The following is a 21,995-nucleotide window of genomic DNA, read 5'->3' as shown; positions in this document are numbered from 1 at the left end:
TTGCCGAATAAGGTAGCAAGCTTCGCGGCATAGATTTGGCCAAGGAGCGACCAGTAGGCGTAAGCATCAAGGGATTAAGGTTGGTGAGGTCAGAAGACACATCACCAACAGGAGGGGAGGGTCCAGAGATGGCCGATAACCGGCGGCAATCCGACTCGCTCGCCTACGTCACACCACGCACCAACAGGCAATCCGATGCCTGGAGCGACGAATCGCAGCAACGAGGAGGCCAGCGACTCGCCGATGTCGCCGAAGTCGACCCTCCGCAGGAAGTGGCGGCAGCGCTACGCCTCTCCCCTGGCGAGAGGGTCGCCGTTCGCCGACGCGTCATCCTGCTCGACGGCTACGCCATTGAGCTCGCCGACTCGTACTACCCGCTCTCGGTAGCCCAAGGCACTGCTCTCTCCGAGAAGCGAAAGATCAAGGGCGGCGCGCCCACCCTGCTAGCGGACCTCGGGTATCGAGCCCGCCACGTGAGCGAGGATCTTGAATTCCGCGACGCCGACGAGTTCGAGCGCGCGGCCCTGGCCCTACCTGAGGGCGCCAGTGTCCTCACCCTCCTCCGCACCACATCCGCCGAAGACGGGAGTCCATTCGAAGTGCAGCTGATGGTCATGAAGGCGCCTCGCCGCCTCCACTACGAGATCGAGGTCGACTGACATGCCCGAGCCGCACGAGGACAAGCGGCCCCTCGCCGAGAAGATTGCCGCCGAGATCAGAAAGTTGATTATGTCTGGGGAGTGGGAGCCCGGCAAGAAGGTCCCCACCAACGAGAAGCTCAGAGCACAGTTTGAGACGTCGAACGTCACCGTCCAGCGCGCCCTGCAGATCCTGAAGGACGAGAAGTTCCTCGAAGGCCAGACGGGGGTTGGCGTCTTCGTCCGGGGCGAGCGAGCACAGACGATCCAGCCCGCTCACTACATTGCGCCGTCGGAGCCGGGGCAGCCGTACCGGTGGCTGACGGAGGCAACGAAGCGGCAGCAGCGTGGGAAGTACCGGATGCTGGAAGTTGCTGAGGTCGTCCCACCGGTAGAGGCCGCGCGCGCCCTACGCCTCGGAGAGGGCGACACCGCGATGCTCCGCTCGCGCATCGGCTTCCTCGATGACCAGCCGGCCGAACTGGTGCACTCGTACTATCCGATCGAGTTGGCACGAGGCACACGCCTGGCCGATCGTCGCCTCATCCCCGGCGGGTCCCCTGCCCTGCTCCAGGAGATGGGCTACCCGACGCGCTCGCAGGATGATGCGGTTGCCGCTCGCCCAGCGACAACCGAGGAGTATGAAGCCCTTGAGATTCCGCGCGACGTGCCGGTCCTAGAGATCTTCCGCATCGTCTACAGCGACGACGAGAAGCCCATCGAGGTGACGATCCTGACCAAGCCAGCGCACCGGTTCAAGATGGGCTATCACGTCAAGCTCTGACGCTCCGCCAACATGCGCCCCCAGCCCGACAGCTGGGGGCTTTTGCGTATCGAGACGCGGAGCTTGATACAGATGCGAATAAGCCTTACGGTCGTCTCGTGAGCGTGGCGGAAGCACCACGCATCGTGAGGAGGGGCATGCCTGAATCGCCCGAACGCACCGCGCTGTACCGCCTGTACGGCACCGACGACCGCCTGCTGTACATCGGCATCACAAGCCAGCCAGGCCCGCGTTTTACGCAGCACGCGGCCGATAAGCCATGGTGGCCACAGGTGGTGCGCCGCGAGATCAAGTGGTTCGATACCAGGCCGCTGGCCGCTGAAGCCGAAGTATCGGCGATCATCGACGAATCCCCCGTACACAACGGAAACAATGCGCTGGACAGGTTCGGCCTGTACCGACAGATTGCCGATGCTCTGCGCGAAGCGATCTACAGCGGCGAGATACCGGCGGGTGACCGACTGCCTTCTGAGAATGCCCTGGTCGCCCGGTTCGCGACCACCCGGACCACCGTGCGCAAGGGCGTTGCCCTGCTCCGCGCGGAAGGGCTGATCGTTTCCCAACAAGGCAAGGGCGCGTTCGTCCGTGGCCCGGTGAGCCGAAGCATCCCGATCCCCGTGGCCGATCCCGGCGCGGCAGCGGAAGCACTCGCCGCCCACATGCACAGGGAGGCGCTGGTCGCCCTGACGCAGGCCCTCGTAGCGGAGATCGCAAAGCCATCGCTCGAACCCCAGTAGCGCGAACGGCCGGGCGCTGCGAACGCCCGGCCTGTTCAACCGCGAGTCGCCACTCGCGATCAAGAAACTCAACCAGTCCAGATTGGAGCTTCACCATGACTGTACTGCACGACGTTCCCACCCAGCAGACCTCTGCGCCTGTCACCCCCACACCGCCGAGCGCCTCCCCCCGCCTGGTGGCCGCTGTGGTGCGCGGCCAGCGGATCGCCATCCCATGCCCTCCGTGGTGCGTGGTGGACCACGCTGCCGAGGACCTGGCGTTCCTGGAGGACCTGTCGCACGCCGGCGAGGCAGCCACCCTCCCGGTACGCCAGTTCGACGGCAGCGTGGAGGAGGTGCTGGTGGCTCAGCTGGTGCAGTGGCCGTTCACCCGCGAGGGCGAGGCGTACCTGTCGGTGGACGCGGACGGCAGCGGGGAGTGCAACCAGTACGCGGCGCCGGCTGCTTTGGCGTTCGCGGATCAGCTGGTGGCGCACGCGGAGAAGATCCGGCGCCTGGTGGGTGCGCTGCGCTAGCTGGTAGCGACTGGTCAAACCAGAAGCCTCCACCCCCGGGTGGGGGCTTCTGGTCATGTGGCTGGTTCGCGCTCTCCCGCCCTGCGGGCTGCTGCCGTCACTCTGATGGCTCTTGTCTGACCAGAGGGGGAGCGGCATGGCGTATGTGTGCCCGAGGTGCGAGATGCCGGATCAGGTGGTGAACCTGGCCGCGTTCTGGGGATCGCTGTCGCATGATGCGGAGTTGAAGGCCACATTGGCTCAGCCGGCTCCGTATGAGGCCCGGTGGGTCATACCCGTCGCGTTGGGTGCTGTCGCTGTTCTGTGTCTGACGACGGGCGGCGCGGCGGCCATCCTGCTGGGCATCGTCCTGTTGCTGGCGACCGCGGGCGCGGGGGTGTGGATTCACCGGGAGTCGGCGGAGCGGGAGGCCGCACGGGCGGCGTGGCTCCGGCTGCTGTATTGCAGGCACTGCCCGAACCAGTTCCCGCCGGACAAGGCGTTGATCTCGTAGGGGCAGCAGAAAGCTTCCGACGGACGCGACCTTGGGTGCTTCGGCTTTCGCATCACGCCCCGGGGAGCGTCTCCTGCTCGACCTGGTGCTCGGGCGGCCGGGGCGCGGCCCGCACGGCGAGCTTGGTGCGGCAGTCCTCCCCGAGCCCCCACAGCCGCGCCTGCCTGCCTCGGAGGGGCCGCCCGCACATGCGGCAGGTGACGCGAGGACGCCCCGCGGCCGGCTCGTCGAAGCCGGGCAGCGGGGCGGGATCGTCTGGGGTCATGCCGTCGAGGCTCCCACTTTCGGCATTGCCGTGAAAGCGCTGCTGTCAGTCGATGTCGGGTTCGCGGCGGAGCATGCGCAGGGCGGATGCTCTGGCCGCGGCGCGCATGGCCTCACGAGCCCGCTGCACAACGCGCTCGGTGGGGCACCCGCTTTTCAGGGCGCGGAGCATGTCGTCCACGTCGAACAGCACGCTTCCGAGACGGCTCCGGGCGTCCTGCCAGTTGTCCACGTACTCGGCGGCGCCGCGCTCCCCGAGCCGGCCGTTGCTGGCCTCAACGAGGAGCCGCACGGCCTGCTGGCGGTCCATCTCGCCCGCGTCCACGGCGCGGCCATAGAACTCGATGTCGTCGATCAGGGCCATCAGATCTCCTTGGGCCACTGCTGGGCGGCGTATTCGTCGGCTATCGCGCGGATGTCGTCGGCGGTCAAGCTGGGCGAGTCGCGCCAGGACGGGAGCAGCAGCTTCTCCATCTCGGCGCGGATGGCCCGGCGCTCGTGCAGCCATGCCATCCATGCCTTGTGGCCGGCGCCTCCCGGGGCTGTGTAGGTGCGCCGGACCTCGTCCCACTGCTCCATGGCGTCCAGGCCGTAGGCGGCGAGGAAGCCCGACCCCCGGTGCATGAGTTGACCAGGGTCTGCTGGCCAGCCGAAGGGCGGCTTGGGGCGTCGGATCCGGCGGCCTGCAAGGTACTGCTGCCATTCGTGCCGCTCTCGTCTGCGGTCGGCGGCGTCCATCAGGTCGGCGGTGTGGTGGAGGGCGTGGACAACAGGCCCGAGGTCGCCACGTCGCCCCAAGCGGGCACGGCGGGCGGCGCGGAGGCAGGTGAGTAGTTCGAGGCGGGCTTCCTCGGTCACGGCGAGTTCTCCTTGCGAAAGCGGGTCTGATCGAGTGCCCCGCGCCGGATTCGAACCGGCTGCGTCCGCCTGACGGGGCTGGGTGGATCTGTGTCATTCGCCTCGGGCGATCCGAGCGGCATGCTCACGGTCCCTGCCGGAGTCCCACGCGGTGTCACCGTCGACCACGTGACCGCCGCTGGCGAGGATCTCGCCTGCGACCTGCTGCCGGATGTGCTGCTCGATAGCGGGCCAGTAGTGGGCGAGCAGGGTGGCTACCTCGTTCTGCGAGCGGCCCTGGGACGCGGACAGGGGGCAGGTGTAGACGAGCTTGGTGATCTCGGTGGGGATGTCGTCGGGACTCATTGCGGGCTCCTCTGTGGGTTGGTGGTGCGGCGGGTTCGGGGGCGGGGCCCGGCCATGGCGGGCCGAGGGTCAGGCGTCGAGTTCGTGCTCGGCATGCCGGTCGGCGGTGTACTGGCCGAGGTCGGCCTGCATTCCGGCCCACACGGCGAGGTACATCTCGGCGCACACAACGCGGGTCAAGGCCATGCGCTTGAGGAGCGGATTGCTCGCAGCTTCGTGCTTCTCGACAGCTTCGGCGCGGATGCTCTGGAACTTGCTGGTGATCCAGGTCGGGGAGCAGCCGTCGCGGCGCCATTCGGCGAGCATGGTGCGGACGAACGGCAGGCCGGTCTTGATGATCTGGTTGGCGTTGCGGCGGTCGATGATGCCTTCGCGGACCTTGCGGTTGAGGAGGTCGCGTGCGGCCCGCTCGCTGTGGTCCATCTTCGGCTTGATGCTCGACATCTGCGGTCTCCCCTGCGGTGCGGTTGGCGGTGGTGGGTGGGGGCCCGGCCTGAAGGCCGGGCCTGGTGGAGCTAGGAGACGAAGACGCTGATCGTGTCGAGGAAGTCGGGGTCGGCGATGCGGACGATGCGCAGCGGGTTGCCGTCGCGGTCGGTGACGTTCCACTCGTTGATGCTCTGGCCGAAGATCTGCGCCTGCTCGATGTCCACCTCGGCGTCGGCGATGGTCGACTCACCCCAGAAGCTGCCGTGGTTGTCAAAGTTGAGAACAGTCTGGGCGGCCTGAATGGTGGTGTTCATTTCCATCTCCCCTACGAATCGACTGCCAACTTTCTTGGCACTTCGATACTGACAGACCCGCCCTCTTGATCGCAAGAAAGTTGGCAGTAAATCTTGAACCGAAGGCGTCCACTCAGTTGGCGGCCAGCTGCCTAGTCAGTTGGCACTCGCCCGTGAGACCATGCCGGGCATGACCCCGCACATGGACCCCGACGCCAAAGCCCAGTGGCTACGCAAGCTGGACCGGGCGACCAAGGCCCACGAGAAGACCCGCATCGCCCTCGACGAACTCGTCACCGACGCGCGGGCCGCTGGCGTACCCCTGACGCACATCGCCGAGCACACCCCCTACAGCCGCGAATGGGCCCGCCAGATCGCCGACCGCATCGAAGCCGAGCGGGCCAAGCGAGCCGCCTCCGAACAGCAGCCGGACGTCTGACCTGCCCTGTGCCGCACACCCCTCCCCCGGTGTGCGGCACACGTGCGCCCGGGGTCAGTCGGCACCGTGATGGCCGCAGGTACAGAGCTTCCCGGTGAACTTCTGGCTCTCCCGGCACCTGGCGTGCATCCGCCTGGCCCACTCCCGCAGCCCGACCTGCCGATCGGGGTGCTCGGCCACCGCCTGCTCGAGGAGCTGGGCCGTCTCGCATGCGGTGGACAGGTACGGCGGCGGGTCGATCAACGCCAGCACGTCGTCGGGCAGCTGCTCCACCATGGAGCCGGGCAGGTTGACGAAGTCGGGCGTGAGGTTCGGGCCATGAGCGCCGGGCTCTCCCCGCATGTACGCGGCTGCCGCCTCGGGCCCCTCAAACACGGCGACCGTGTGGCCGATGGCAATCCGCAAGCCGGCGGCCATGCCGTCGTTGAGCAGCCGGAACTTCTCACCACGGCACAGCGGGGCGTTCCGCTCGGACTTGGCCTGCTCGGCCTCCAAGCGGGCGCGGAGGACGCGGTACGGGGGCTGGGCCGTCACGACGCGCCCCCGCCCTCGTCGACGTATCGGTAGCCGGTGCTGGTGGGCCGGAACCGGTCCAGCCGAATGCGCGTGCGGCGCCCCGGCTTGGCGCTGCTGACAGGCAGACGCGGCTGGTGCAGTTCGACGACGGCGTGGGTGCCGTCGATCTCGACGATCCGCACCTTGCGGCTGTTGCTGCGCGGGTCGTTGTCCTGCCAGATCTGGCCGACGGCAGGGGTCGGGTTGGTCTCGGTCACCGGGTCTCCTGTGTGTAGTCGCGGTTCGGGGCCCGGCCGGTGGGGCGGCCGGGCATGCGTAATTAGGCGGGCAGGTCGAAGCAGAGTGGGGCGTGCTGCAGGCGATTAGCGGCGGCTTCGGCGTACTTCTCGTCCGCCTCGATACCGATCGCGCGGCGCCCGCACAGGCGGGCAGCGTCCAACGTAGAGCCGCTGCCGGCGAACGGGTCGACGACCAGACCGCCGGGCGGGCAGGCGTAGCGGATCAGCGGGTCGAGGATGCCGAGCGGCTTCTCCGTCGGGTGCGGGCCGCCGCGGACCGAGCGGGCATCCATCACGGACCGCACAAGCCGGGTTCCGTCATCCTCGTAGCGCTGCGCGCCGATCTTCCCGAGGTGCTGTCCACGGTCGTTGCGGGCTTGGGCGTGCTTGTCCGGTCCGGTGTAGGCGACGCGCGGGGTGTCGTGGTGGACGGCCGACCAGTCGCCGCGGTACCAGTGCGTGGCGATTTCATGGACGCGCTTGAAGCGGTCGGTGGCGAAGCCAGTGCCGTTGGCCTTCTGCCAGATCACGTCCTGGGAGAGCTTCCAGGCGGCGAACTCGTCGCGGCGTTCGAGGAACATGCGCATCGAGCCGAAGCACCACATGCTGCTCGCGACGGTGGCGGCGAGTGTGGGCCAGCCGTCGGGCCAGCGGTCCCAGGCAAGGCTGGTCTCGGCGTAGGGAGGATCCGCGACTATCAGGTCGGCCTGGCCGAGGGCGGGCAGGATCTCGCGCATGTCGCCGAGGTACAAGGTCACCTGCTCGTCGGCGTAGTACGGCTCGGGGCTCACGGGTTCTCCTCAGGCTGGTAGCAGTCGATGTCGGGCAGGTGGTGGACGCGCCGGCCGCGGCGTCGTGCGGACGGGATCGGGACGGGCAGGGTCACGGCGGCGATGAGCTCGGCGGGGAGGGTGAGTTGCTCGGGGGCGGGCGGCTCGGCGCGGTCGTGCTCGGCGGTGGCACTGCGGGTCATGAGGCCTGCCTTCTGCTGGCGGGGCGGGGTGTGATGGGCTGACCGGGTGGCCGCCCCCGGATAGGGCCCGGGGGCGGCCCGCTTGCGTGGTCAGGCGCAGGTCGCTTGGTCGATGACCGGCTGGACGACGCGACGGAAGCCAGCCAGCCACGCCTCGCATTCGCAGAACACCGAGCGCCGGGGGTGCTGCTGGCACCCGGCGTGGTACCGCTCGACGGCGGCAACCTGCGTCGGGTGCGCAGGCCGCGCCAGGCCGACGCTGCCCGTGATCGCGCCAGGGCTGCCGTTCCAGGTGGCCTCGACGGCGAAGCCGCGGCGCTCCAGCTCGGCGGCGAGAGCCTGCAGCTCGCCGGGCTCAAGCGGATTCGCAGGCGTCTGGAGCTGGTTGGGGCCGTTATTGATCCACTCGACCTTGGCCACGTCCACCACGACGACCGGGTGCTGCCGGGCGCCGACCGGGACGAAGCTGTACGTGCGGTTGCCGTCTGCGGGGATCATCTCGCCGTGGTGCTGGGCCCAGGCATCGGCGGGCTGCTCGGTCTCGAACAGCCAGCGCAGGCCGGCGTCGAGGACGGCGGTTTGGGTGGGGCGCGGCTTGGTCATCGGGTGGCCTTTCGTTCGACGTGGCGGGTGGATGGAGGGGCTGTGCGGCCGTCTGCGCTTCTCTCCGGACCTCGCGGGTCCTGGGTGGCGTTCGGGCGCTGCGGGGCGCCCTGGGGGTCACTGGAGCCGCGCGGCGGGGCATCGGTGGCTGGCGCGGTGGTAACCCGATTGGCCGAGCGCCCGCCTGACGGCCTATCTCCGCCTCGCGCGACCCGAGGCCTGGAATTCTCCTCCGAGGCGCTCAGGCGGGCACCCAGGCCCGCTCGCGGGGCATCGACGTCCATCACGCCGCCTCCCGCCGCTCGTCGAGCCCCGCCGCCTCTGCCGTCGGGCACGGCCACGGCGTCACCAGCCCCCGGCAGCGGCGCCCGTCCCAGCCCGAGCACTCGCCGCACACCTCAACGCCGGCGCGCAGCATCGGGCGATGCAGGACGGCGAGCGCACGGCGCAACCCGACAGCGGACCGATCCCGCCGCCACGACCGCCGCCACTCCAGGCCACGGCGGAACCAGCGCGCCTCCTCCGCCGAGAGCGGACCGCGCTCGGCCCGGTCGACCAGCACCCGCATCTGCGCCAGCGACGGGCCCGGACGCCGCGCCGTCACGACTCGGCCCCGAGGATCTTCCGGGCCACGGCGAGGGCGTGGGGGTCGGCGCCGACCTCCTCAGCGTCCACAGCCGCGCCGTCGAGCCACTCGGCGAGCTCAGGCCCGAACCGGGCGACTACTCCCGGCACCCACGGGTCAAACGTGGCGTCGGCGGCCCAATGGCGCACCGTCTCGGCGGCGGCCCGCAGCAGGGCGGCCGGGGTCTGGTCGGTCATGGTTCTCCGTTCTAAATTCAGCGTGCGATGAATTCCGTGGTGGCGGTCACGGCGGCCACACCAGCCGCCGTGACCAGCCACGGGACGAGGGCGCGCATCACGCGGCGGACTCGTTCGCGAGCTCGAGCAGCACCGATGCGTGGCAGTGGTCGGGCTGGCCGGGCTCTGGTAGCGGGCACCAGCACATGAGGTCCCGTCCGGCCAGGAGGGCGCGGAAGAGGCGCCGTTGTTCGCCCTGCTCAGGCTGGGTGATCCAAAACCGGTAAAGCTCGGTGGCGAACCGGCGGGCCTCGACGCCGTCGATGGGATACGTGCCGACGCTGCCGCCGGTGGCGCCCCACTGGACGGTGAGGCCGTGCTCGGCCTGCACGAGACGGGCGGGATTCCCGAAGCGAGTGGGGCGTCCGACGTACACGGCGCCTTCGGGCTTCCGCCATCCAGGGGTGCGCTTGCGCTGGATGCGGGACGGGGTGGTCATCGGGTTCTCCTTGTGTGGTGGGATTGGTGGGTGGCCGCCTCCGCTAGCCCCGGAGGCGGCCCGCCGTGCGTCAAGCGGCGGCATCGAAGGCGGCCAGCTTGTCCGCGGGCTCGTACTCGACACCGAGGACGGACTCGGCAACGCAGGCGAAGAGGTCGCGGGCCGGGGGCGGGGTAACGGCGTTTCCAGCGAGCCTCACGCGAGCCCGCTTGCTGCCCATCCAGATGTACGAACTCGGGAAGTCCATCGCCGCCGCGTACTCGGCGGGCTCGAGCATCCGGAACCCCAGATCCTCGACTGCGGCGACCGTGCCCGCGGGCAGCAGCCCGTGGTGGTTCCCGGAGGCGCACACCGTGGCGAGCGGCTTCGAAGCGAGACGGTGATTCGACCCGCCGCCGCGGAGCTCGACGATGTACGAGGGCACCGCCAGCAGCCCGGTCTCGTTCCGTGCCGTGCAGGTGCGCATCGGAAGGCTCGCCGGCCGGGCGACCTTGCCGTCCCTGCCCTCGACCGGAACGAGCAACGGCACAGCATGGGTGTCGAACCCGTCCTGGATGCGCTTCATGGTCTTCTCCGCCAGCGGCCTGGCCCGGTCCCCGATGCGCTGCGCGGGCAGGGTCCAGTCGACGGCGTCCGATGCGGGCCGGACCGCGGGGAAGACTTCGGCGTGGCAGCGGGCGGTCGGGCAGCGCCACACGTACTGGGTCTTGTACTTGCCGTATCGGCGCTGCGGGTTCTTCCAAGCCTGCACCGCGCGGACTGGCCTCTCGCAGGTGTCGCAGTACGCCATGGGCCGGGTCCACTTGTCGAAGTCCGGCTCCCGCTCGCCCTCCAGCCAGAACACCACGTAGATCCGGTCGCGGGACTGCGGGGCGCCGGGTCCGAGCGCCTGGGCGTGCATGCTGTTGAGGCACACCAGCCGGAACCTGTAGCCCAGCGCCTGCATGCCAGCGATCCACGCGGGCCACAGGATCCACTCCCGGGCGTCGACGACGTTCTCGACGATGACGGCCCGGTACCGGTGATATTCGGCGAAGCGGACTACGTCCCACATGGTGGCCCGGGACCGCTCGGCGGCCTCGTCCGGCAGAGTCTCGCCGAACAGGTCCGGGGTGGCGTCGATGTGCTTGCGGCGGCCCTTGGCGATGGAGTGGTTGGTGCAGGACGGGGAGAACCAGGCGAACGTTGTGGTCGGGTAGCGGCGCGGGTCGACTTGGGAGATGTCGGCGCAGTCGTGGTCGGTGTCGGGGTGGTTGGCGTTGTGGACCTCGACGGCGAGCGGCCAGTGGTTCAGCGCCGTGCGGACCCTTATGCCGACCTGGCGGGCGGCTTCGGAGGACCCTCCGGCGCCGCAGAATCCGTCGGTGGTGTCACCGTCCAGGGTGCGCATGTTGATCAGCATCAGGCGGCCTTCCTGTTGGGCTGCTGGGTGCGGCGGGCGTGCAGGTCGGAGTAGGCGGTCAGGTCACGGGTGGTGGCCCAGGTGCGTCCGCAGCCGCAGCGGTAGCCGTGGACGATGCGGTTGCCGCGGGTGCGGGTGGCGGCAGGGGCTATGCCACGGCGGCAGCACGACGGGCAGGTGTCGGTCAGCACGGGTCGGGTCCCTTCCGTCGGCAGTTCGGGCAGTCGCACACGGCGGGCACGGGTCCGCTGGCGGCGGTGCCGACGGGCCAGGCGCCGGGCCGCGGGATCGTGTAGTGGACGACGTCCGGCTTCTCGGCGGCGGGCGGCTTGGCGGGGGCCTTGCCGGTGAGGCCGAGGAGGAACTCCTTCAGGTCGCCCTGCTCTCGCATGGCCGCGATGTCCGCGGCGTCGAACTGTGTAGGGTCTCGCGGCCCGCTGCATACGCCGCCGCTCTGACCTGCGCTGTCTCGTTGCTGCACAGGGTCGCCGGACGGGGCCAGTCTCATCGGCTGCCGCATTTCCTCGGTCAGCGGCACCGGTTCGGAGCCGCTGACCTGCGTGTCTCTGCTCGGCGCAGTCGATATGCAGAGGGCGCTGAGATTATGAAGCGGGATTTGAGACCCCACAAACTGCGCGGTCACGTCTGAGCCATATCTACGAAACGCGCATAATGCCCCTGGAAGGCGCATGTGATCGTTGCGGTGGGGCCGCCCCGATGCTTGCCGACGATCAGGTCGGCTTCGCCGGCCCGCGGGGATTCCTTCTCGTAGGCGTCCTCGCGGTGCAGCAGGATCACGATGTCCGCGTCCTGCTCAATGGCCCCGGACTCGCGCAGATCAGACACCTGGGGTTTTTTCTCGGTGCGCTGCTCGGGCCCGCGGTTGAGCTGACACAGGATGATCACGACGATGCCGAATTCCTTGGCCATCAGCTTCAGTGCGCGGGACACGTCCGCCACCGCCTGCTGCCGGGTCTCGGCTCTGCCGACCTGCATGAGCTGCAGGTAGTCGATGATCACGAGGCGGAGGCCCATGGTGCGGACCATGTGGCGGACACGGCCGCGCAGCATCGGTACCGAGAGGATCGGCGAGTCGTTGATGTGCATCGGCGCGAGGGCGATGTCGGGGGCCCGGCGGGCGGCTCGCACCATGTCGTCGTCGGTACAGATGCCCTGCTTCATGTGGTGGAGGGCGATCCGGGCCTCGGCGGACAGGATCCGGTCAGACAGTTCCGGCTTGCCCATCTCAAGGGATTCGACGAGCGTCGGAACGCCAACCTTGATGGCGGCGGCGCGGGCGAAGTCCTGGGCGAGCGTGGTCTTCCCCATGGCAGGGCGAGCCCCGACGACAACAAGCTGCCCGGCCGCGAAGCCGCCGCAGAGCAGCGAGTCGAGGTCGATGAACCCGGTGGGGATCCGGTCTTCGCTGGTTGGCGGGGTGACGGCCCGCACAAGCGAGTCGCCGATCAGGTCACCGATCGTGGAGAGTTGTGCTTGGTCGTTGGCGCGGATCACTCCGTCGAGTTCGGTCTGGGCGGCGGCGACGTCCTCGTCGGGGTCGAAGGCGGCGGAGCGACCGCGGCTGATGGCGTTGTGCCCGTGGGCGACGAGGCGTGCGGCGACGGCGGCCTTGGTGACCTTCGCGGCGTACCAGGATGTGGCCCCAGGCGCGGCAGAGCTGTACAGGTCGCAGACCTGGACCTCGCTGGGGCAAGGGATCGGCAGGTAGCCGGAGGCCTTCCAGGCGACGAGCTGGCGGTGGACTGCCTGCCAGCGGATGTCGCCCTTGGTGAGGGTCTGGCGGATTTCGTCGACGGCGTGCCACACCCACCGGTACCAGTCGGTGGTGATGTCGGCGGGGTCGAACTCGGCGGCGAGTTCGTCGATGAGGTCGGGCTGGTCCATGACGTTGGCGGCGACGACACGTTCGGCGTCAACGTCCGCGGGTCGGCCGGTCGGCGTCTGGGCGTCGAGGGGGGCATCCCACAGGTCGCTGCTCACGCGGCGACTCCCCGACGGCGGTCGGCGCCGCTGAGACGGAAGGCGCCGCCGCGGCACATCTCGGCGAGACGGGAGGAGACGCGGTCGCCGACGATGTGGCTAATCTTGTTGGGCATGACGTCGCACGTGATCAGCACGGGGCGGCGGTTGATGTACCGCTCGTCGAAGATCTCGTACAGACGTTCCTGGGTCCATCCAGTCGGCGAGACGCGGGCGGCGGCGAGGTCGTCGATGTACAGCAGGTCGGCCCGCTGCAAGGTTTTGATCAGCGACTGCGGTGCGCCTCCCCCACTGTCGGGGCGGAGCGCGTCGAACAGGGCGGTGGAGCGCCAGGTTTCGATGGACGGGCTGCTCTGCCGAGTGCTGGCGGTGTGCCAGTTGTGGACCCACAGTCGGATGGCCTGCCAGGCGTTGTGGGTCTTGCCGACTCCGATGGCGCCAGCCAGGAACAGGCTGGGGCAGTCGGCGGTGCCGGTGGCCCAGCGGTAGGCAGAGGGGGCGAGTTCGATCTCTACCTGGTAGAGGCTGGGGATCCGGGCGCTGAAGGCGTTGACGGCGCGGTCACGGCGCTCCTGGAGGAAGGACTGGCGGGGGCTGATGTCGTCAGAACTTGAGTGCATCTTCGATCTCCTCGTCTGTCATGTCGTGCGGTGCGGTGCTCGGGTCGCTTTGCGGTTCGGGGTCGGGCTGGTCTTCGTAGCGGCCGTCGTCGAGCCAGCGGGCGGGGTACGGCGTGTACTTGGGGTCTTCACCGTGGCGCTCGTGGGCATAGGCCTTGGCGGCTTTGATGATCAGGTCGGGGTCGGCGCCGCGGTCGAGTGCGTCGCACCAGGCGCGCTTGGCTTTCTCGATCTGCTTGCTGCGCGGGTAGCAGATCCAGAACTCGCCGAAGGCGGGCCAGCGGTAGTCGCGTTCGTCGTCGGCTTCCGGCTCGCGGGCGCCATAAGAGTCTTTTGGTTCAGCTCTGGGTTCAGTCTTTTGGTTTGGGTGACGTGGGCGTCGCCCCTCCTGCGACGTGGACGTCACCCCATCGGCGACGTGGGCGTCACCGGTGACGTGGGCGTCACCGGTGACGTGGACGTCACCGGTTCCAGGCTCCGGGAAGTCGTCCGAGCTGGGCTTCTTCTTGCCGCCGCGTCGACGGGATGACGCCAGCGTCACCCGTGACGCCCGCGTCACCTCATCGGCACTGGCGCGGCCCCCTGGAACAGTGCGCTCCATGGCCAGGTCGTAGACGTCGGGGCGCTTGCCTTCGGGGAGGTGGGCGGCCTTGCTTTGGTCGCCGAGGCGGATGAATCCGAGGGCGCGAAGCTGCTTTAGGTCGCGCTGGACGGAGCGCTCCGCCTTGCATGCGTAGGCGGAGAGCCGGGCCACGGACGGGAACGCGCCGCGGCCGTGCTTGTCGGCGTGCCGTGCGAGTCCGCTCAGCGTGGCGACCAGCTGCGACGGCATTGGTGGGGCGTACTCCATAGCCCAGTCCATGGCCTCTTTACTCACGGAAATCTCTTCTCGGGGAGGGGATCGCTGCTGGTTTCGGCTGCGTGCGGGCAGCGCTCATGGAGGCTTCAGCAGGGCACGGTCCTTGCCCTCCGGCTTCACCGATCCTACCTCAAGGTGCCCGTGCACCCGAGATGCAATTGAGGGGCACTTTGTGTGGCGACGGTGCCCAGTCACTGCACAGTCAGCTACGCTGGGGCCATGACGACGAAGGGAACCCCGGGCCGCGTAATCCGCGTGGACGACGAGACGTGGGCGGCTTTCGGTGAGGTATGCGAGGCCAAGGGCCTGTCGCGCGCCGCTGACCTGCGCGTCTACATCAAGCGCGAGGTGGCCGCGTTCCGGCGCCGGCAGAAGGCCGAAGCCTCCGAGTCCTGACCTCATCGGTCCCCTCCCCTCCTTGCCCCGCCGTGTGGCGGGGCTTTGTCGTGTGCGGCTGGTGTACTGGCCGGCCGGGCTAGGCGGCGGTCTGGATCTGGGCTCGGTGGGTTCGGGCTTGGCGACAGGCCGGGCAGATGGGGATGCGGCTCCGGGAGTGGGCTCGGTAGCCCTCGGGGGTTCCGCACTTCCCGGTCCAGTCGGGGTAGGCGGCCGGGTCGTCGATGGTGTCGTCGTCCCACGCGCCGACCGGGGCCCACTGGCGGCTGGCGGCGTGGTTGCGTGCCCGGCTGTATGCCTGGTTGTCGACGCCGTGCTTGCGGGGGTCGGCGCGCCACAGCTCGTCGTAGAGGGTGAGGTTCGCGCGGGCCGTGCCGACCCTGACTTGCCGCTCGCCGTGGAGGGTGCTGCCGAAGTTGGACGGGTCCAATCCGAGCTGTCTGGCGAGGCGGGTTGGCGGCCAGCCGGCGGCTACGAGGGCGCGGAGGCGGCGCCGGGTGCCCGTTCCATCGATGAGTGCTGCGGCGCCGAGGTTGTCGAGGGTGGGCTCGACGGCCAGCAGGGCGGCAGCATTCTTGGGCAGGAGTCGCTTCGACGGGGCCATGCCGCGACTGGGGTCGCCGTACAGGAGCTTGGAGACGGTGCCGCGGGGCACGTCTGCGAGTTGGGCGAGGCGCATCCAGCCGATGCCGAATTCGCCGAGGGTTCGCACGTGGGTGCGGGCGGGTTCGGCGTCGACGTAGGGTTGCCAGGTGCCGTAGGCGATGGCGCGGGACCGGTTGGCCCGGTACTGGGCTTCGGCGTAGCAGCAGGGGTAGCAGCGGCAGCCGTCGAGCGTGTACTTCACGTAGGTGCCGTGCTCGCGGGCGGTCACGCCGCCTCCTCGTAGCTCTGGGGGTGGCGCTTGAGCGTCTGGTAGAGGTGCTCTTTGGTGACCTGGAGGCGCTCGGCGATGGCGTCGTGGCCGTAGCCGAGGGTTATGAGTTCGCGGGCGTCGTCGGCGAGGTCGGCACCGCGGCTGGATGCGGCTGCACGGGCCTTGCGGAGGGCGGTGAATCGCTCGCTGGAGGTGGCCGGGCCGAGGTCGGCGAGCCACTGCTGGTGGGCGGTCTCGCAGCGCTGGCAGGTGGGGATGTTGTTGAGGCGGTGGAGCCACCAGCCGTGGTCGGTGCCGCAGTGTCCCGTCCAGTCGGGGTGGGCCTGGGGGTTGTCGATGGTGTCGTCGTCCCAGGCGGCCGGCGGGGCCCAGCCTTCGCTTGCTGCTCGGTTGCGGGAGCGGGAGCTGGTGCCGGGCTGGTCGGCGAGCACGTTGTAGGCGTGTGCGATCTTGTCTGCGAGCATGCGGCGCATGCGGGGCTGGCCTGCGGCGATCGGCTGGATTCGGGAGAACACTCCGCCTGCTGTGGTGGCGATGGTTTCGATGGAGTGGCCGATGGCCAGGAGGGCTCGGACGCGGCGGATCGATCCGGTGGCGTCGATGTAGACGCCACCCGTTGTGCCTTGCTTCGCGGCCATGATCTTGTCGTGGGTGCCGCGGTTGATCCTGGTGACGCGTCCGAGTGCGATCTGGTGGAGGTGCCGCGGGGAGCAGCCGGCGGCGGTGCCGATGTCGTTCCAGCCCATGGTTTCGTTGAGTTGCAGGAGTCGTGTTCGGGCTTCGGCGGCGTCGACGCGGTTGGGCCTGCCGAGCTGCCTGTTGACGTGCTCGCGCTTCTTCTTGGCGCGGCGGGTGAGGACGCAGGGTTCGCATTTGCAGGGCGGCCGGTAGCCGGGGCTGCCGTTGGCGCGGGCGTAGCTGCCGTGGGGCGGGAGGGGCTTGGTGCGGGTGGTCATCGGTCCCCCTTGGTGGTGGGTAGGGCGTGGATGTCTGCGAGGGTGCGGCGGGCCCAGCGGGGCTCGTGGCCGAGGAGGTGCATCTGTTCGGGGAGTCGGGCGCGGTCTCGTGCGCGGGTGATGCGGGCGGTGGCTTGGCGGCGGTGGTAGGAGCGGATGGCCCGGGTGGCGGCCCAGCCGGCGAGGGCGCCCGTGGCAACGAGGAGCACGAAGGCCAGGGCGGGGCTCATGCGGTGACCTCGCGGACGGGGATGCCAGCCATCTGGGCGAGGCGCATGCAGTTGCGGGTGCCGTAGGAGCGACCGTGGGGGAAGGCGATGCCCCAGTCGGCTCGGGGCTGCTTGGCGACCATGGCGGCGTTGCGTCGGGGCCCGGCGGCGGGGCAGTAGTCGGGCAGCTGGCCGGGGTGGGCGGTGTCGCCGGGCGCTTTCGTTCGGCGGTGCCCGGGAGGGCAGTCGCTGGTGCAGTGGTCCCAGTCGGCGGCCATGGGGTCTTCGGTGACTCCGAGCCACTCCCCGCAGTCGCGGATCCAGTCGGACGCGGCCTGGTCTGCGGACTTCCTGCCGGGGCATGCGCCGTGGCGGATGACAACGGGGCCGTCTGCGATGTTGAGGGCGATGTCGGCGATCGTTGCCGGGACGATGCCCGGTTCGGGCAGCTCGCGGGCGCCGGTCAGGAGGATGACGAGGGTCTTCATGCGGCCCTCCCCTGGTGTGCAGGACGCCGCTGGGCGGCTATGGCCCGACCCTTGTCGGTCAAAGTCCAGACAGCGATCCGGTGGCCGTGGGTGTTCTCCTGCGTGGACGGCACCATCTGTCCGGTGTGGGCGATGATTCCGGCCGTTCGGAGGCTGTTGATGGCGGCGCCGAAGTAGCCGTGGCCGAGCTCAGGGAGGACGTCGCGGAGGTCGTTGGCGGACCATTCGTCGCAGGCGAGGCCGAAGTGGAAGACGGCCTGCTCGACGAGGAACCGGTCCCAGGTGGAGGACTCGACGATCTGCTCGAGGGTGGTGTTCTTGTCGACGGCGGCGAGGCGCTCGGCGGGTGTGAGGCGGCGGGCCATGGCGAGACTCCGTTCGGGTGTGCTGTCCTGGGGTGGGCCGCCCCGATTCCGGCGGGGCGGCCCCAGTGCCGGTTAGGCGGTGGATCCGGGCTGGGCGGCCTCCGGCCAGGACGAGGGCTCGTCCGCCTGGGGTGCCTGCTGCTGGTGCTGGCCGCGGATCTCGGCGGCGGTGATGCGCTCGGGCGGGAACGCCTCGTCGCGGGTCATCTCGCCCCGCTCGACCGAGCGGAAGATCGTGCCGAGCTTGGCGACGTCCTGCTTGTCCCACTTCTGGCGCGGCCGGCCGACCTTCGTCTCGAGCTGCTTGACGCTGACGCCGACCCGCTCGTAGCGGCTGACTTCCTGCTCGATGCGGTCGTCGAGGGAGGCGCCGTCGCCCCTGGTGAGCGTCTGCTGACAGATCTGGATGGCCTCGGCGGTGTAGTAGTCGGGCAGCACCGCGTAGATCGCCTCACGCAGCCGTCGGGCGCCGAGGTTCGCGTTGTTTTCGTACACGTCGCGCAGGTCGGTGAGGTTCTTCTTGCCGCTGCGGGTGTCGCGGATGTGGGGGGCGATGAAGATCTGCGAGGAGCGGGAGTTGCGCTCGAGGTCCCAGGCGTAGGCGAGGATTTCGGACTGTCCGAGTGCGGTGTCGCGGGACAGCTCCATCGTGCCGTGCTGGATGTTGCCCCAGATGAGGGCGAGTTCGCGGGCGAGGTGGACGGATGGCCCGGAGACGGTCTGCCCGGCCTTCGGGTAGGAGAAGAACGCCTTTTCGGCGATGGCGAGCTGGCTGCAGGCGAACCGCATCTCGTCCTGGGCGGCCTGCCGGTTGCGGGGGCTCTGCTTGGCGACGAAGACGGCGGCCTTGACTTCGGCTTCGGCGCGGGAGAGTTCGATCGCGGTGGCCTGGCCGATGTGGGCGGCCGGCTGGGTCTGGGCGGGGAGGTTCACAGGTAGATCTCCTTGTCGCGGTTCTCGGCCCATCCGGGGAGCGAGAGGTAGTTCGGTTCGTCGCCGTATCCGGGCCAGTTGTCGGTTGTCATGCAGTCCGCGAAGGTCTCGATGGCGGCCCGGTTCTTGCCGCGGCCTATCTCGCGGGACATGAAGTCGATTCCGATGACGTTGACCAGGTAGGGCGGCTTCTTCTCCTGGACGATGAAGAGGAGCTCGGTGTCCAGTCCGCCGAGGTCGAGAGCTTGGGCTGCCTCCTCGTACCAGGCGGCTTGGCAGTTGTAGCCCCGCTTGTCGATCTCCTTTTCCATGGCGTGGTTGCTGGCGTCGACAGCCGTCTTGTAGTCGGAGATGATCAGTCGGTCGGAGCGGATGGACGGGAGCCAGTCGAAGCGGACTCGGCGGCGGATTCCCGTCGGGCCGTCGATCCAGAACCCGGACTGTTCGGGGGCTCCGTAGGCTGGGTCGAGGAGGGTGGCGGCGAGGGGGTGGCGGCGGATGGCTGCGGCCATGTCCTTGACCATCTGCATCTCGTGTTCTTTGAGCGGGATGCCTCCGCGCTCGCGGATCTCGGCGACGTGGGCCTTGGCTTTGCCTGTGTCCCAGCGGGCTCCGGGTACGACTTCGAGGTCGGGACCGTTGCCGAGGACCAGCTTGTGGGCGGCATTGCCGTAGTCGAACGTCTTGCTGGCCGGCTGGGGGTGGTCCTGTTCGTAGCGGAAGGCGGCGGGGGTGGACGGCGGCAGGAGCTTCCGGGCGCCGGACGAGGACAGGGACGTCTTGTCAGCGTGGTAAGCCCCGTTGCTCAGGTCGGTGTGCAGACCGAGAGCTGGCGGGGCTATGGCGCTGGGAGCCTCGGTGGTGACGGTCACTTCTTCCCGTCCTTCTTGTCGGCGCAGTCTTCGCAGATGAGGCGGCCGTTGTGGCGGACGAAGGGGCCGTTGGTGTCGCCGCAGTCGCGGCAGGTGATGGGTGGCATCAGAAGGGCTCCTCTACGGGCCAGGCGGGGCGGCGCCAGAGGGGCACCCGCCAGGTGCGGAGTTGGTCGAGGCAGGGGCATTCGTCCCAGTCGGGGCCGGTGCCGTTGGGCTGCCAGCCGCCGCGGTTGCCTGTGCAGTCGGGGCAGTCAGGGTCGGGTTCGCGGGTGATGTGGATGGCCCGCCGGTGGAGTTCGATCTGCCAGCGGCCCTTGCGGATGGGCATGCGGTCTCCCGGTGGGTGGCCGCCCCGCCACTGGTGCGGGGCGGCCGGGCGGGTCAGCTGTGGTAGCGGATGGCGTCGGCGATGCGCTCGATGACGGCCTTTCGCGTGTCCTGGTCCATGTCGGGCGCGAAGGCGAGGTGGAGCCGGACCCGGTCATCGCCGTGGGAGTCCTTGATGTTGAGGTTTCCACTGATGGGCTGGAGTCCGTCGGCGCCGAGGTTGATGGCCCACTCGGAGACGTCGGCCGCGCCGTCGATCAGGTCGTGGATCTTCCGCTGCGCCTTCTCGAACTCGTCGTAGTCGTCGGCGTTCAGGCGCAGCACGCTGTCCCAGCTCCGCGGTGCACCCGCTTCGCGGGTGGACGGGACGATGCCGTCCTCCATCTGCTCGCCGATGCCCATGAAGTCGGGGTCCTCGGTCAGCGTCTTGTGCTGGCGAGCGGCTTCGGCACGGAGGTCGTCGTTGGTGTACGGGTGGTCGGTCACGTGTTCTCCTTGATCTGGGAGCCCCCGCCGAATTCGCCTCGGCGGGGGTGTTCCTGTGGGTTCAGGCGGTGAGGTTTTCGTTGCACTTGGCGCAGCGGGAGTGGGCGCCGACCACGCCGCCCATCGGGTCGTGGAGGTGGACGAGGAGTACGTCGCCGCCGCACCCGGCGTGTTCGACGTTCTCGGCGCGGTAGGTGCGTTCGAGTCCGCCGCCCCAGTCCTCGGTGCTGGTGAGGGTCCAGGCGATCTCGTCAGGGAGTTTGGCCACGGTGTCTTCTCCTTGGGTTTGGTCCCGGCCCCGCCGGCCGGTGTCGTCCGGCGGGGCGCGGGCGTCTCAGGCCGCGCGCAGCGGGATGCTGTTGGGCGCGGTGGGCTGCGGCGCCTGCGCGGGCACGGCGGTGATGCGGGGCCGGGCGTTGTGGAGGGCCTGGCGGAGGCGGGCCACGCGGACGGTGTCGTCGATGTGCTGCTGCTGGAGGCGGCGGATCTCGGCGACGGCCTTGTCGAGGTCGCTCCAGGCGCCGGTGAGTGCGATCCCGGCGGTGTCGAGCTGCCGCTGAAGGGTGTCGTTCTCGCGGGCGAGCCGGACGGTCTGGCAGGCGAGCTCGGTGCTCTCGGCTTCCAACTCGCGGACCCGGTCTATGGCACGGTGGCGTCCGTGCGGGCGGGGCAGGTGGAGGGTCATGACGCGGCCCTTCGGTGGTCGCAGTCGCCGAGCAAGCAGGGCTCGGCGCGCCGCTTCCACTCGTCGTGGCCGACGAGCTCGTGCCGGTAACCCTCAGCGGCCTCGCGGCGCCGGTCGCGGACGCGAGGGGTGAACTGCTTGTGCGCGTCCTCGACGAGCGGGCCGACGTACTCACCGAGCGCTGAGCCCTCGACGCAGCCCTGCGGGTTGATGCGGATCCAGAATGTGCGGGCCGCTAGCCGCTCGGCGCGGATGGCCTCCCGACACTCGGGGTGGCCGAGGGCCCGCAGGACCCAGGCGCGGTTCTCGAGCATCTCCCGGCAGTCGGGGCAGACGGTCGCGGTGGCAGTCATGCCGCCTCCTCCTGGTCGTCGGCGTCGTACCAGTCGGGCATGTCGCCGTGTTCCAGCAGGTGGCGGATGTCGTCGCCGCAGCGTTCGAGGCTGGCGCCGCGCTCGTAGGCGCCGTTGGCGTTCTCGCCCTGGTTCTGCCGCTCGGCGGTGGCCAGCTCGTGGTCCTGTTCGCGGCCCCACGCCTTGGTGAGCGTCTCCAGGAGGTCGCGGAGGCGGGCCTCGGACTGTTCCAGCTCGACGGCGATGCGGCGGGCCTGCTCCAGCTGCTGGATCAGCCACTGCTCGTCGCTCTTGCGGGCGGGCAGGGTGGAGGCGGAACGGTCCTTGATGTCGGCGAGGCGGTCGTCCATCACTCGCCCGCCTTCCGGACCTCAGCGGCGGTGATGCGGGCGGCGCAGAAGCGGGCGCCCTTCCTTGCGACCAGGTCGAGCCACACGAACTGGCCCATGGTCAGTTCCTTGTTGGTCTGGAAGAAGCAGTCAGCCGCCTCCGGCTGGCCCATCTCGGCGAGGACGGGCCGCATGTACGGGATGGCGTGCTCGGCGACGGCCCGGTGGAACTCGTTGACGTCGTCGGTGGTGACGGTCAGGTCCGGCACGGGGCGGCCTTCGCCCAGATGCCCGAACTCGACGGTGTAGGTGGTCACTGTCCCCCCTTGGGGTGGTTGATTCGGTGGCCGAGGGCGCAGAGGCCGAGCC

Annotated in this window: 41 protein-coding genes; 7 read left to right on the top strand and 34 right to left on the bottom strand. The window is 69.5% G+C overall.

What is annotated here, in order from left to right; all coding sequences use genetic code 11:
* Positions 1 to 128 precede the first annotated feature (128 nt).
* The 5 genes from PV419_RS34385 (at position 129) to PV419_RS34365 (ending at position 3,167) form a co-directional block, all read left to right on the top strand.
* Complete coding sequence (locus tag PV419_RS34385; protein WP_319695639.1) at positions 129 to 659, top strand: UTRA domain-containing protein; 531 nt, start codon at positions 129 to 131, stop codon at positions 657 to 659.
* Between the two features lies 1 nt (position 660).
* Positions 661 to 1,422: a GntR family transcriptional regulator gene (locus tag PV419_RS34380; RefSeq protein WP_319695637.1), complete on the top strand. Its 762-nt coding sequence runs from the start codon at positions 661 to 663 to the stop codon at positions 1,420 to 1,422.
* A gap of 137 nt (positions 1,423 to 1,559) precedes the next feature.
* On the top strand, positions 1,560 to 2,159 hold the full coding sequence (locus PV419_RS34375) for a GntR family transcriptional regulator (RefSeq protein ID WP_319695635.1): 600 nt from the start codon (positions 1,560 to 1,562) through the stop codon (positions 2,157 to 2,159).
* A gap of 95 nt (positions 2,160 to 2,254) precedes the next feature.
* The gene (locus tag PV419_RS34370; protein ID WP_319695634.1) at positions 2,255 to 2,674 is read left to right on the top strand and encodes a DUF6907 domain-containing protein; all 420 of its coding nucleotides are present in this window, start codon (positions 2,255 to 2,257) and stop codon (positions 2,672 to 2,674) included.
* A 163-nt stretch (positions 2,675 to 2,837) separates the two neighbouring features.
* Complete coding sequence (locus tag PV419_RS34365) at positions 2,838 to 3,167, top strand: hypothetical protein (protein WP_319695632.1); 330 nt, start codon at positions 2,838 to 2,840, stop codon at positions 3,165 to 3,167.
* 52 nt (positions 3,168 to 3,219) lie between these two features.
* Here the strand turns inward: PV419_RS34365 and PV419_RS34360 are convergent, their stop codons facing one another.
* From PV419_RS34360 to PV419_RS34335, 6 genes are all read right to left on the bottom strand, one after another.
* Positions 3,220 to 3,432: a DUF6011 domain-containing protein gene (locus tag PV419_RS34360; protein ID WP_319695631.1), complete on the bottom strand. Its 213-nt coding sequence runs from the start codon at positions 3,430 to 3,432 to the stop codon at positions 3,220 to 3,222.
* 45 nt (positions 3,433 to 3,477) lie between these two features.
* A complete protein-coding gene (locus PV419_RS34355; RefSeq protein WP_319695629.1) occupies positions 3,478 to 3,795 on the bottom strand; it encodes a hypothetical protein in 318 nt (105 codons plus the stop codon).
* A complete protein-coding gene (locus PV419_RS34350) occupies positions 3,795 to 4,289 on the bottom strand; it encodes a hypothetical protein (RefSeq protein WP_319695627.1) in 495 nt (164 codons plus the stop codon). Before PV419_RS34350 ends, PV419_RS34355 begins: the two co-directional genes overlap by 1 nt.
* 93 nt (positions 4,290 to 4,382) lie before the next feature.
* The gene (locus tag PV419_RS34345) at positions 4,383 to 4,634 is read right to left on the bottom strand and encodes a hypothetical protein (RefSeq protein WP_319695625.1); all 252 of its coding nucleotides are present in this window, start codon (positions 4,632 to 4,634) and stop codon (positions 4,383 to 4,385) included.
* Positions 4,635 to 4,703: 69 nt separating this feature from the next.
* Positions 4,704 to 5,078, bottom strand: coding sequence for a hypothetical protein (locus PV419_RS34340; RefSeq protein ID WP_319695623.1), 375 nt, complete (start codon positions 5,076 to 5,078; stop codon positions 4,704 to 4,706).
* 71 nt (positions 5,079 to 5,149) lie between these two features.
* Positions 5,150 to 5,377: a hypothetical protein gene (locus PV419_RS34335; protein WP_319695621.1), complete on the bottom strand. Its 228-nt coding sequence runs from the start codon at positions 5,375 to 5,377 to the stop codon at positions 5,150 to 5,152.
* A 169-nt stretch (positions 5,378 to 5,546) separates the two neighbouring features.
* On the opposite strand from PV419_RS34335, the gene PV419_RS34330 reads away from it, so the two are divergent.
* Positions 5,547 to 5,795: a hypothetical protein gene (locus PV419_RS34330; protein WP_319695619.1), complete on the top strand. Its 249-nt coding sequence runs from the start codon at positions 5,547 to 5,549 to the stop codon at positions 5,793 to 5,795.
* Between the two features lie 54 nt (positions 5,796 to 5,849).
* Here PV419_RS34330 and PV419_RS34325 read toward each other — a convergent pair whose 3' ends face one another.
* From PV419_RS34325 to PV419_RS34260, 14 genes are all read right to left on the bottom strand, one after another.
* On the bottom strand, positions 5,850 to 6,329 hold the full coding sequence (locus tag PV419_RS34325; protein ID WP_319695617.1) for a hypothetical protein: 480 nt from the start codon (positions 6,327 to 6,329) through the stop codon (positions 5,850 to 5,852).
* A complete protein-coding gene (locus tag PV419_RS34320) occupies positions 6,326 to 6,568 on the bottom strand; it encodes a hypothetical protein (RefSeq protein WP_319695615.1) in 243 nt (80 codons plus the stop codon). The genes PV419_RS34325 and PV419_RS34320 overlap by 4 nt, the downstream gene beginning before the upstream one ends.
* Positions 6,569 to 6,630: 62 nt before the next feature.
* Positions 6,631 to 7,380, bottom strand: a complete 750-nt coding sequence (locus PV419_RS34315) for a site-specific DNA-methyltransferase (protein WP_319695613.1) — start codon at positions 7,378 to 7,380, stop codon at positions 6,631 to 6,633.
* The gene (locus PV419_RS34310; RefSeq protein WP_319695612.1) at positions 7,377 to 7,562 is read right to left on the bottom strand and encodes a hypothetical protein; all 186 of its coding nucleotides are present in this window, start codon (positions 7,560 to 7,562) and stop codon (positions 7,377 to 7,379) included. Before PV419_RS34310 ends, PV419_RS34315 begins: the two co-directional genes overlap by 4 nt.
* Before the next feature lie 90 nt (positions 7,563 to 7,652).
* Entirely contained in the window at positions 7,653 to 8,165 is a 513-nt protein-coding gene (locus tag PV419_RS34305) for a hypothetical protein (protein ID WP_319695610.1), read from the bottom strand.
* 283 nt (positions 8,166 to 8,448) lie between these two features.
* A complete protein-coding gene (locus tag PV419_RS34300) occupies positions 8,449 to 8,769 on the bottom strand; it encodes a hypothetical protein (RefSeq protein WP_319695608.1) in 321 nt (106 codons plus the stop codon).
* Positions 8,766 to 8,987: a hypothetical protein gene (locus PV419_RS34295; RefSeq protein ID WP_319695607.1), complete on the bottom strand. Its 222-nt coding sequence runs from the start codon at positions 8,985 to 8,987 to the stop codon at positions 8,766 to 8,768. The genes PV419_RS34300 and PV419_RS34295 overlap by 4 nt, the downstream gene beginning before the upstream one ends.
* A gap of 97 nt (positions 8,988 to 9,084) precedes the next feature.
* Positions 9,085 to 9,465 carry a DUF4326 domain-containing protein gene (locus PV419_RS34290; RefSeq protein WP_319695605.1) on the bottom strand — a complete coding sequence of 127 codons (381 nt, stop codon included), beginning with the start codon at positions 9,463 to 9,465 and terminating at the stop codon, positions 9,085 to 9,087.
* Positions 9,466 to 9,535: 70 nt separating this feature from the next.
* A complete protein-coding gene (locus tag PV419_RS34285; RefSeq protein ID WP_319695604.1) occupies positions 9,536 to 10,867 on the bottom strand; it encodes a DNA cytosine methyltransferase in 1,332 nt (443 codons plus the stop codon).
* Positions 10,867 to 11,058: a hypothetical protein gene (locus tag PV419_RS34280; RefSeq protein ID WP_319695601.1), complete on the bottom strand. Its 192-nt coding sequence runs from the start codon at positions 11,056 to 11,058 to the stop codon at positions 10,867 to 10,869. The genes PV419_RS34285 and PV419_RS34280 overlap by 1 nt, the downstream gene beginning before the upstream one ends.
* Positions 11,052 to 11,258, bottom strand: coding sequence for a hypothetical protein (locus PV419_RS34275; protein ID WP_319695600.1), 207 nt, complete (start codon positions 11,256 to 11,258; stop codon positions 11,052 to 11,054). The genes PV419_RS34280 and PV419_RS34275 overlap by 7 nt, the downstream gene beginning before the upstream one ends.
* Before the next feature lie 248 nt (positions 11,259 to 11,506).
* Positions 11,507 to 12,868, bottom strand: a complete 1,362-nt coding sequence (locus tag PV419_RS34270; RefSeq protein ID WP_319695598.1) for a replicative DNA helicase — start codon at positions 12,866 to 12,868, stop codon at positions 11,507 to 11,509.
* The gene (locus tag PV419_RS34265) at positions 12,865 to 13,488 is read right to left on the bottom strand and encodes a DnaA ATPase domain-containing protein (protein ID WP_319695597.1); all 624 of its coding nucleotides are present in this window, start codon (positions 13,486 to 13,488) and stop codon (positions 12,865 to 12,867) included. The genes PV419_RS34270 and PV419_RS34265 overlap by 4 nt, the downstream gene beginning before the upstream one ends.
* Positions 13,472 to 14,320 (bottom strand): helix-turn-helix domain-containing protein, encoded by an 849-nt coding sequence (locus tag PV419_RS34260; protein WP_319695595.1) that lies wholly within the window; start codon positions 14,318 to 14,320, stop codon positions 13,472 to 13,474. Before PV419_RS34260 ends, PV419_RS34265 begins: the two co-directional genes overlap by 17 nt.
* Before the next feature lie 246 nt (positions 14,321 to 14,566).
* Here PV419_RS34260 and PV419_RS34255 point away from each other — a divergent pair, with 246 nt between their 5' ends.
* Complete coding sequence (locus PV419_RS34255; RefSeq protein WP_319695593.1) at positions 14,567 to 14,743, top strand: hypothetical protein; 177 nt, start codon at positions 14,567 to 14,569, stop codon at positions 14,741 to 14,743.
* Between the two features lie 79 nt (positions 14,744 to 14,822).
* On the opposite strand, the gene PV419_RS34250 is transcribed toward PV419_RS34255, so the two are convergent.
* The 14 genes from PV419_RS34250 to PV419_RS34185 form a co-directional block, all read right to left on the bottom strand.
* Positions 14,823 to 15,617, bottom strand: a complete 795-nt coding sequence (locus tag PV419_RS34250; protein ID WP_319695591.1) for a hypothetical protein — start codon at positions 15,615 to 15,617, stop codon at positions 14,823 to 14,825.
* Positions 15,614 to 16,576, bottom strand: coding sequence for a hypothetical protein (locus PV419_RS34245; protein WP_319695590.1), 963 nt, complete (start codon positions 16,574 to 16,576; stop codon positions 15,614 to 15,616). The genes PV419_RS34250 and PV419_RS34245 overlap by 4 nt, the downstream gene beginning before the upstream one ends.
* Positions 16,573 to 16,806 carry a hypothetical protein gene (locus PV419_RS34240; protein ID WP_319695589.1) on the bottom strand — a complete coding sequence of 78 codons (234 nt, stop codon included), beginning with the start codon at positions 16,804 to 16,806 and terminating at the stop codon, positions 16,573 to 16,575. The genes PV419_RS34245 and PV419_RS34240 overlap by 4 nt, the downstream gene beginning before the upstream one ends.
* The gene (locus tag PV419_RS34235; protein WP_319695588.1) at positions 16,803 to 17,273 is read right to left on the bottom strand and encodes a hypothetical protein; all 471 of its coding nucleotides are present in this window, start codon (positions 17,271 to 17,273) and stop codon (positions 16,803 to 16,805) included. Before PV419_RS34235 ends, PV419_RS34240 begins: the two co-directional genes overlap by 4 nt.
* Positions 17,270 to 17,638, bottom strand: coding sequence for a hypothetical protein (locus tag PV419_RS34230; protein ID WP_319695586.1), 369 nt, complete (start codon positions 17,636 to 17,638; stop codon positions 17,270 to 17,272). The genes PV419_RS34235 and PV419_RS34230 overlap by 4 nt, the downstream gene beginning before the upstream one ends.
* Before the next feature lie 72 nt (positions 17,639 to 17,710).
* Positions 17,711 to 18,571: a hypothetical protein gene (locus PV419_RS34225; RefSeq protein WP_319695584.1), complete on the bottom strand. Its 861-nt coding sequence runs from the start codon at positions 18,569 to 18,571 to the stop codon at positions 17,711 to 17,713.
* Complete coding sequence (locus PV419_RS34220; RefSeq protein ID WP_319695582.1) at positions 18,568 to 19,443, bottom strand: PD-(D/E)XK nuclease-like domain-containing protein; 876 nt, start codon at positions 19,441 to 19,443, stop codon at positions 18,568 to 18,570. The genes PV419_RS34225 and PV419_RS34220 overlap by 4 nt, the downstream gene beginning before the upstream one ends.
* A 106-nt stretch (positions 19,444 to 19,549) precedes the next feature.
* Complete coding sequence (locus PV419_RS34215) at positions 19,550 to 19,774, bottom strand: hypothetical protein (protein ID WP_319695581.1); 225 nt, start codon at positions 19,772 to 19,774, stop codon at positions 19,550 to 19,552.
* 53 nt (positions 19,775 to 19,827) lie between these two features.
* Positions 19,828 to 20,259 carry a hypothetical protein gene (locus PV419_RS34210; protein WP_319695579.1) on the bottom strand — a complete coding sequence of 144 codons (432 nt, stop codon included), beginning with the start codon at positions 20,257 to 20,259 and terminating at the stop codon, positions 19,828 to 19,830.
* 61 nt (positions 20,260 to 20,320) lie between these two features.
* Positions 20,321 to 20,527, bottom strand: coding sequence for a hypothetical protein (locus PV419_RS34205; RefSeq protein ID WP_319695577.1), 207 nt, complete (start codon positions 20,525 to 20,527; stop codon positions 20,321 to 20,323).
* Between the two features lie 66 nt (positions 20,528 to 20,593).
* Positions 20,594 to 20,944: a hypothetical protein gene (locus PV419_RS34200; protein WP_319695575.1), complete on the bottom strand. Its 351-nt coding sequence runs from the start codon at positions 20,942 to 20,944 to the stop codon at positions 20,594 to 20,596.
* Entirely contained in the window at positions 20,941 to 21,297 is a 357-nt protein-coding gene (locus PV419_RS34195; protein WP_319695573.1) for a hypothetical protein, read from the bottom strand. Before PV419_RS34195 ends, PV419_RS34200 begins: the two co-directional genes overlap by 4 nt.
* Positions 21,294 to 21,647, bottom strand: coding sequence for a hypothetical protein (locus PV419_RS34190; RefSeq protein WP_319695571.1), 354 nt, complete (start codon positions 21,645 to 21,647; stop codon positions 21,294 to 21,296). The genes PV419_RS34195 and PV419_RS34190 overlap by 4 nt, the downstream gene beginning before the upstream one ends.
* A complete protein-coding gene (locus PV419_RS34185) occupies positions 21,647 to 21,943 on the bottom strand; it encodes a hypothetical protein (protein WP_319695569.1) in 297 nt (98 codons plus the stop codon). The genes PV419_RS34190 and PV419_RS34185 overlap by 1 nt, the downstream gene beginning before the upstream one ends.
* Positions 21,944 to 21,995 lie beyond the last annotated feature (52 nt).

Origin of the sequence: Streptomyces sp. ME19-01-6 (genome assembly GCF_033793745.1) — a bacterium.
Classification (GTDB): Bacteria; Actinomycetota; Actinomycetes; order Streptomycetales; family Streptomycetaceae; genus Streptomyces.
The sequence above is the reverse complement of the archived record's forward strand: the minus strand, read 5'-3'. Positions and strand labels throughout refer to the sequence as shown.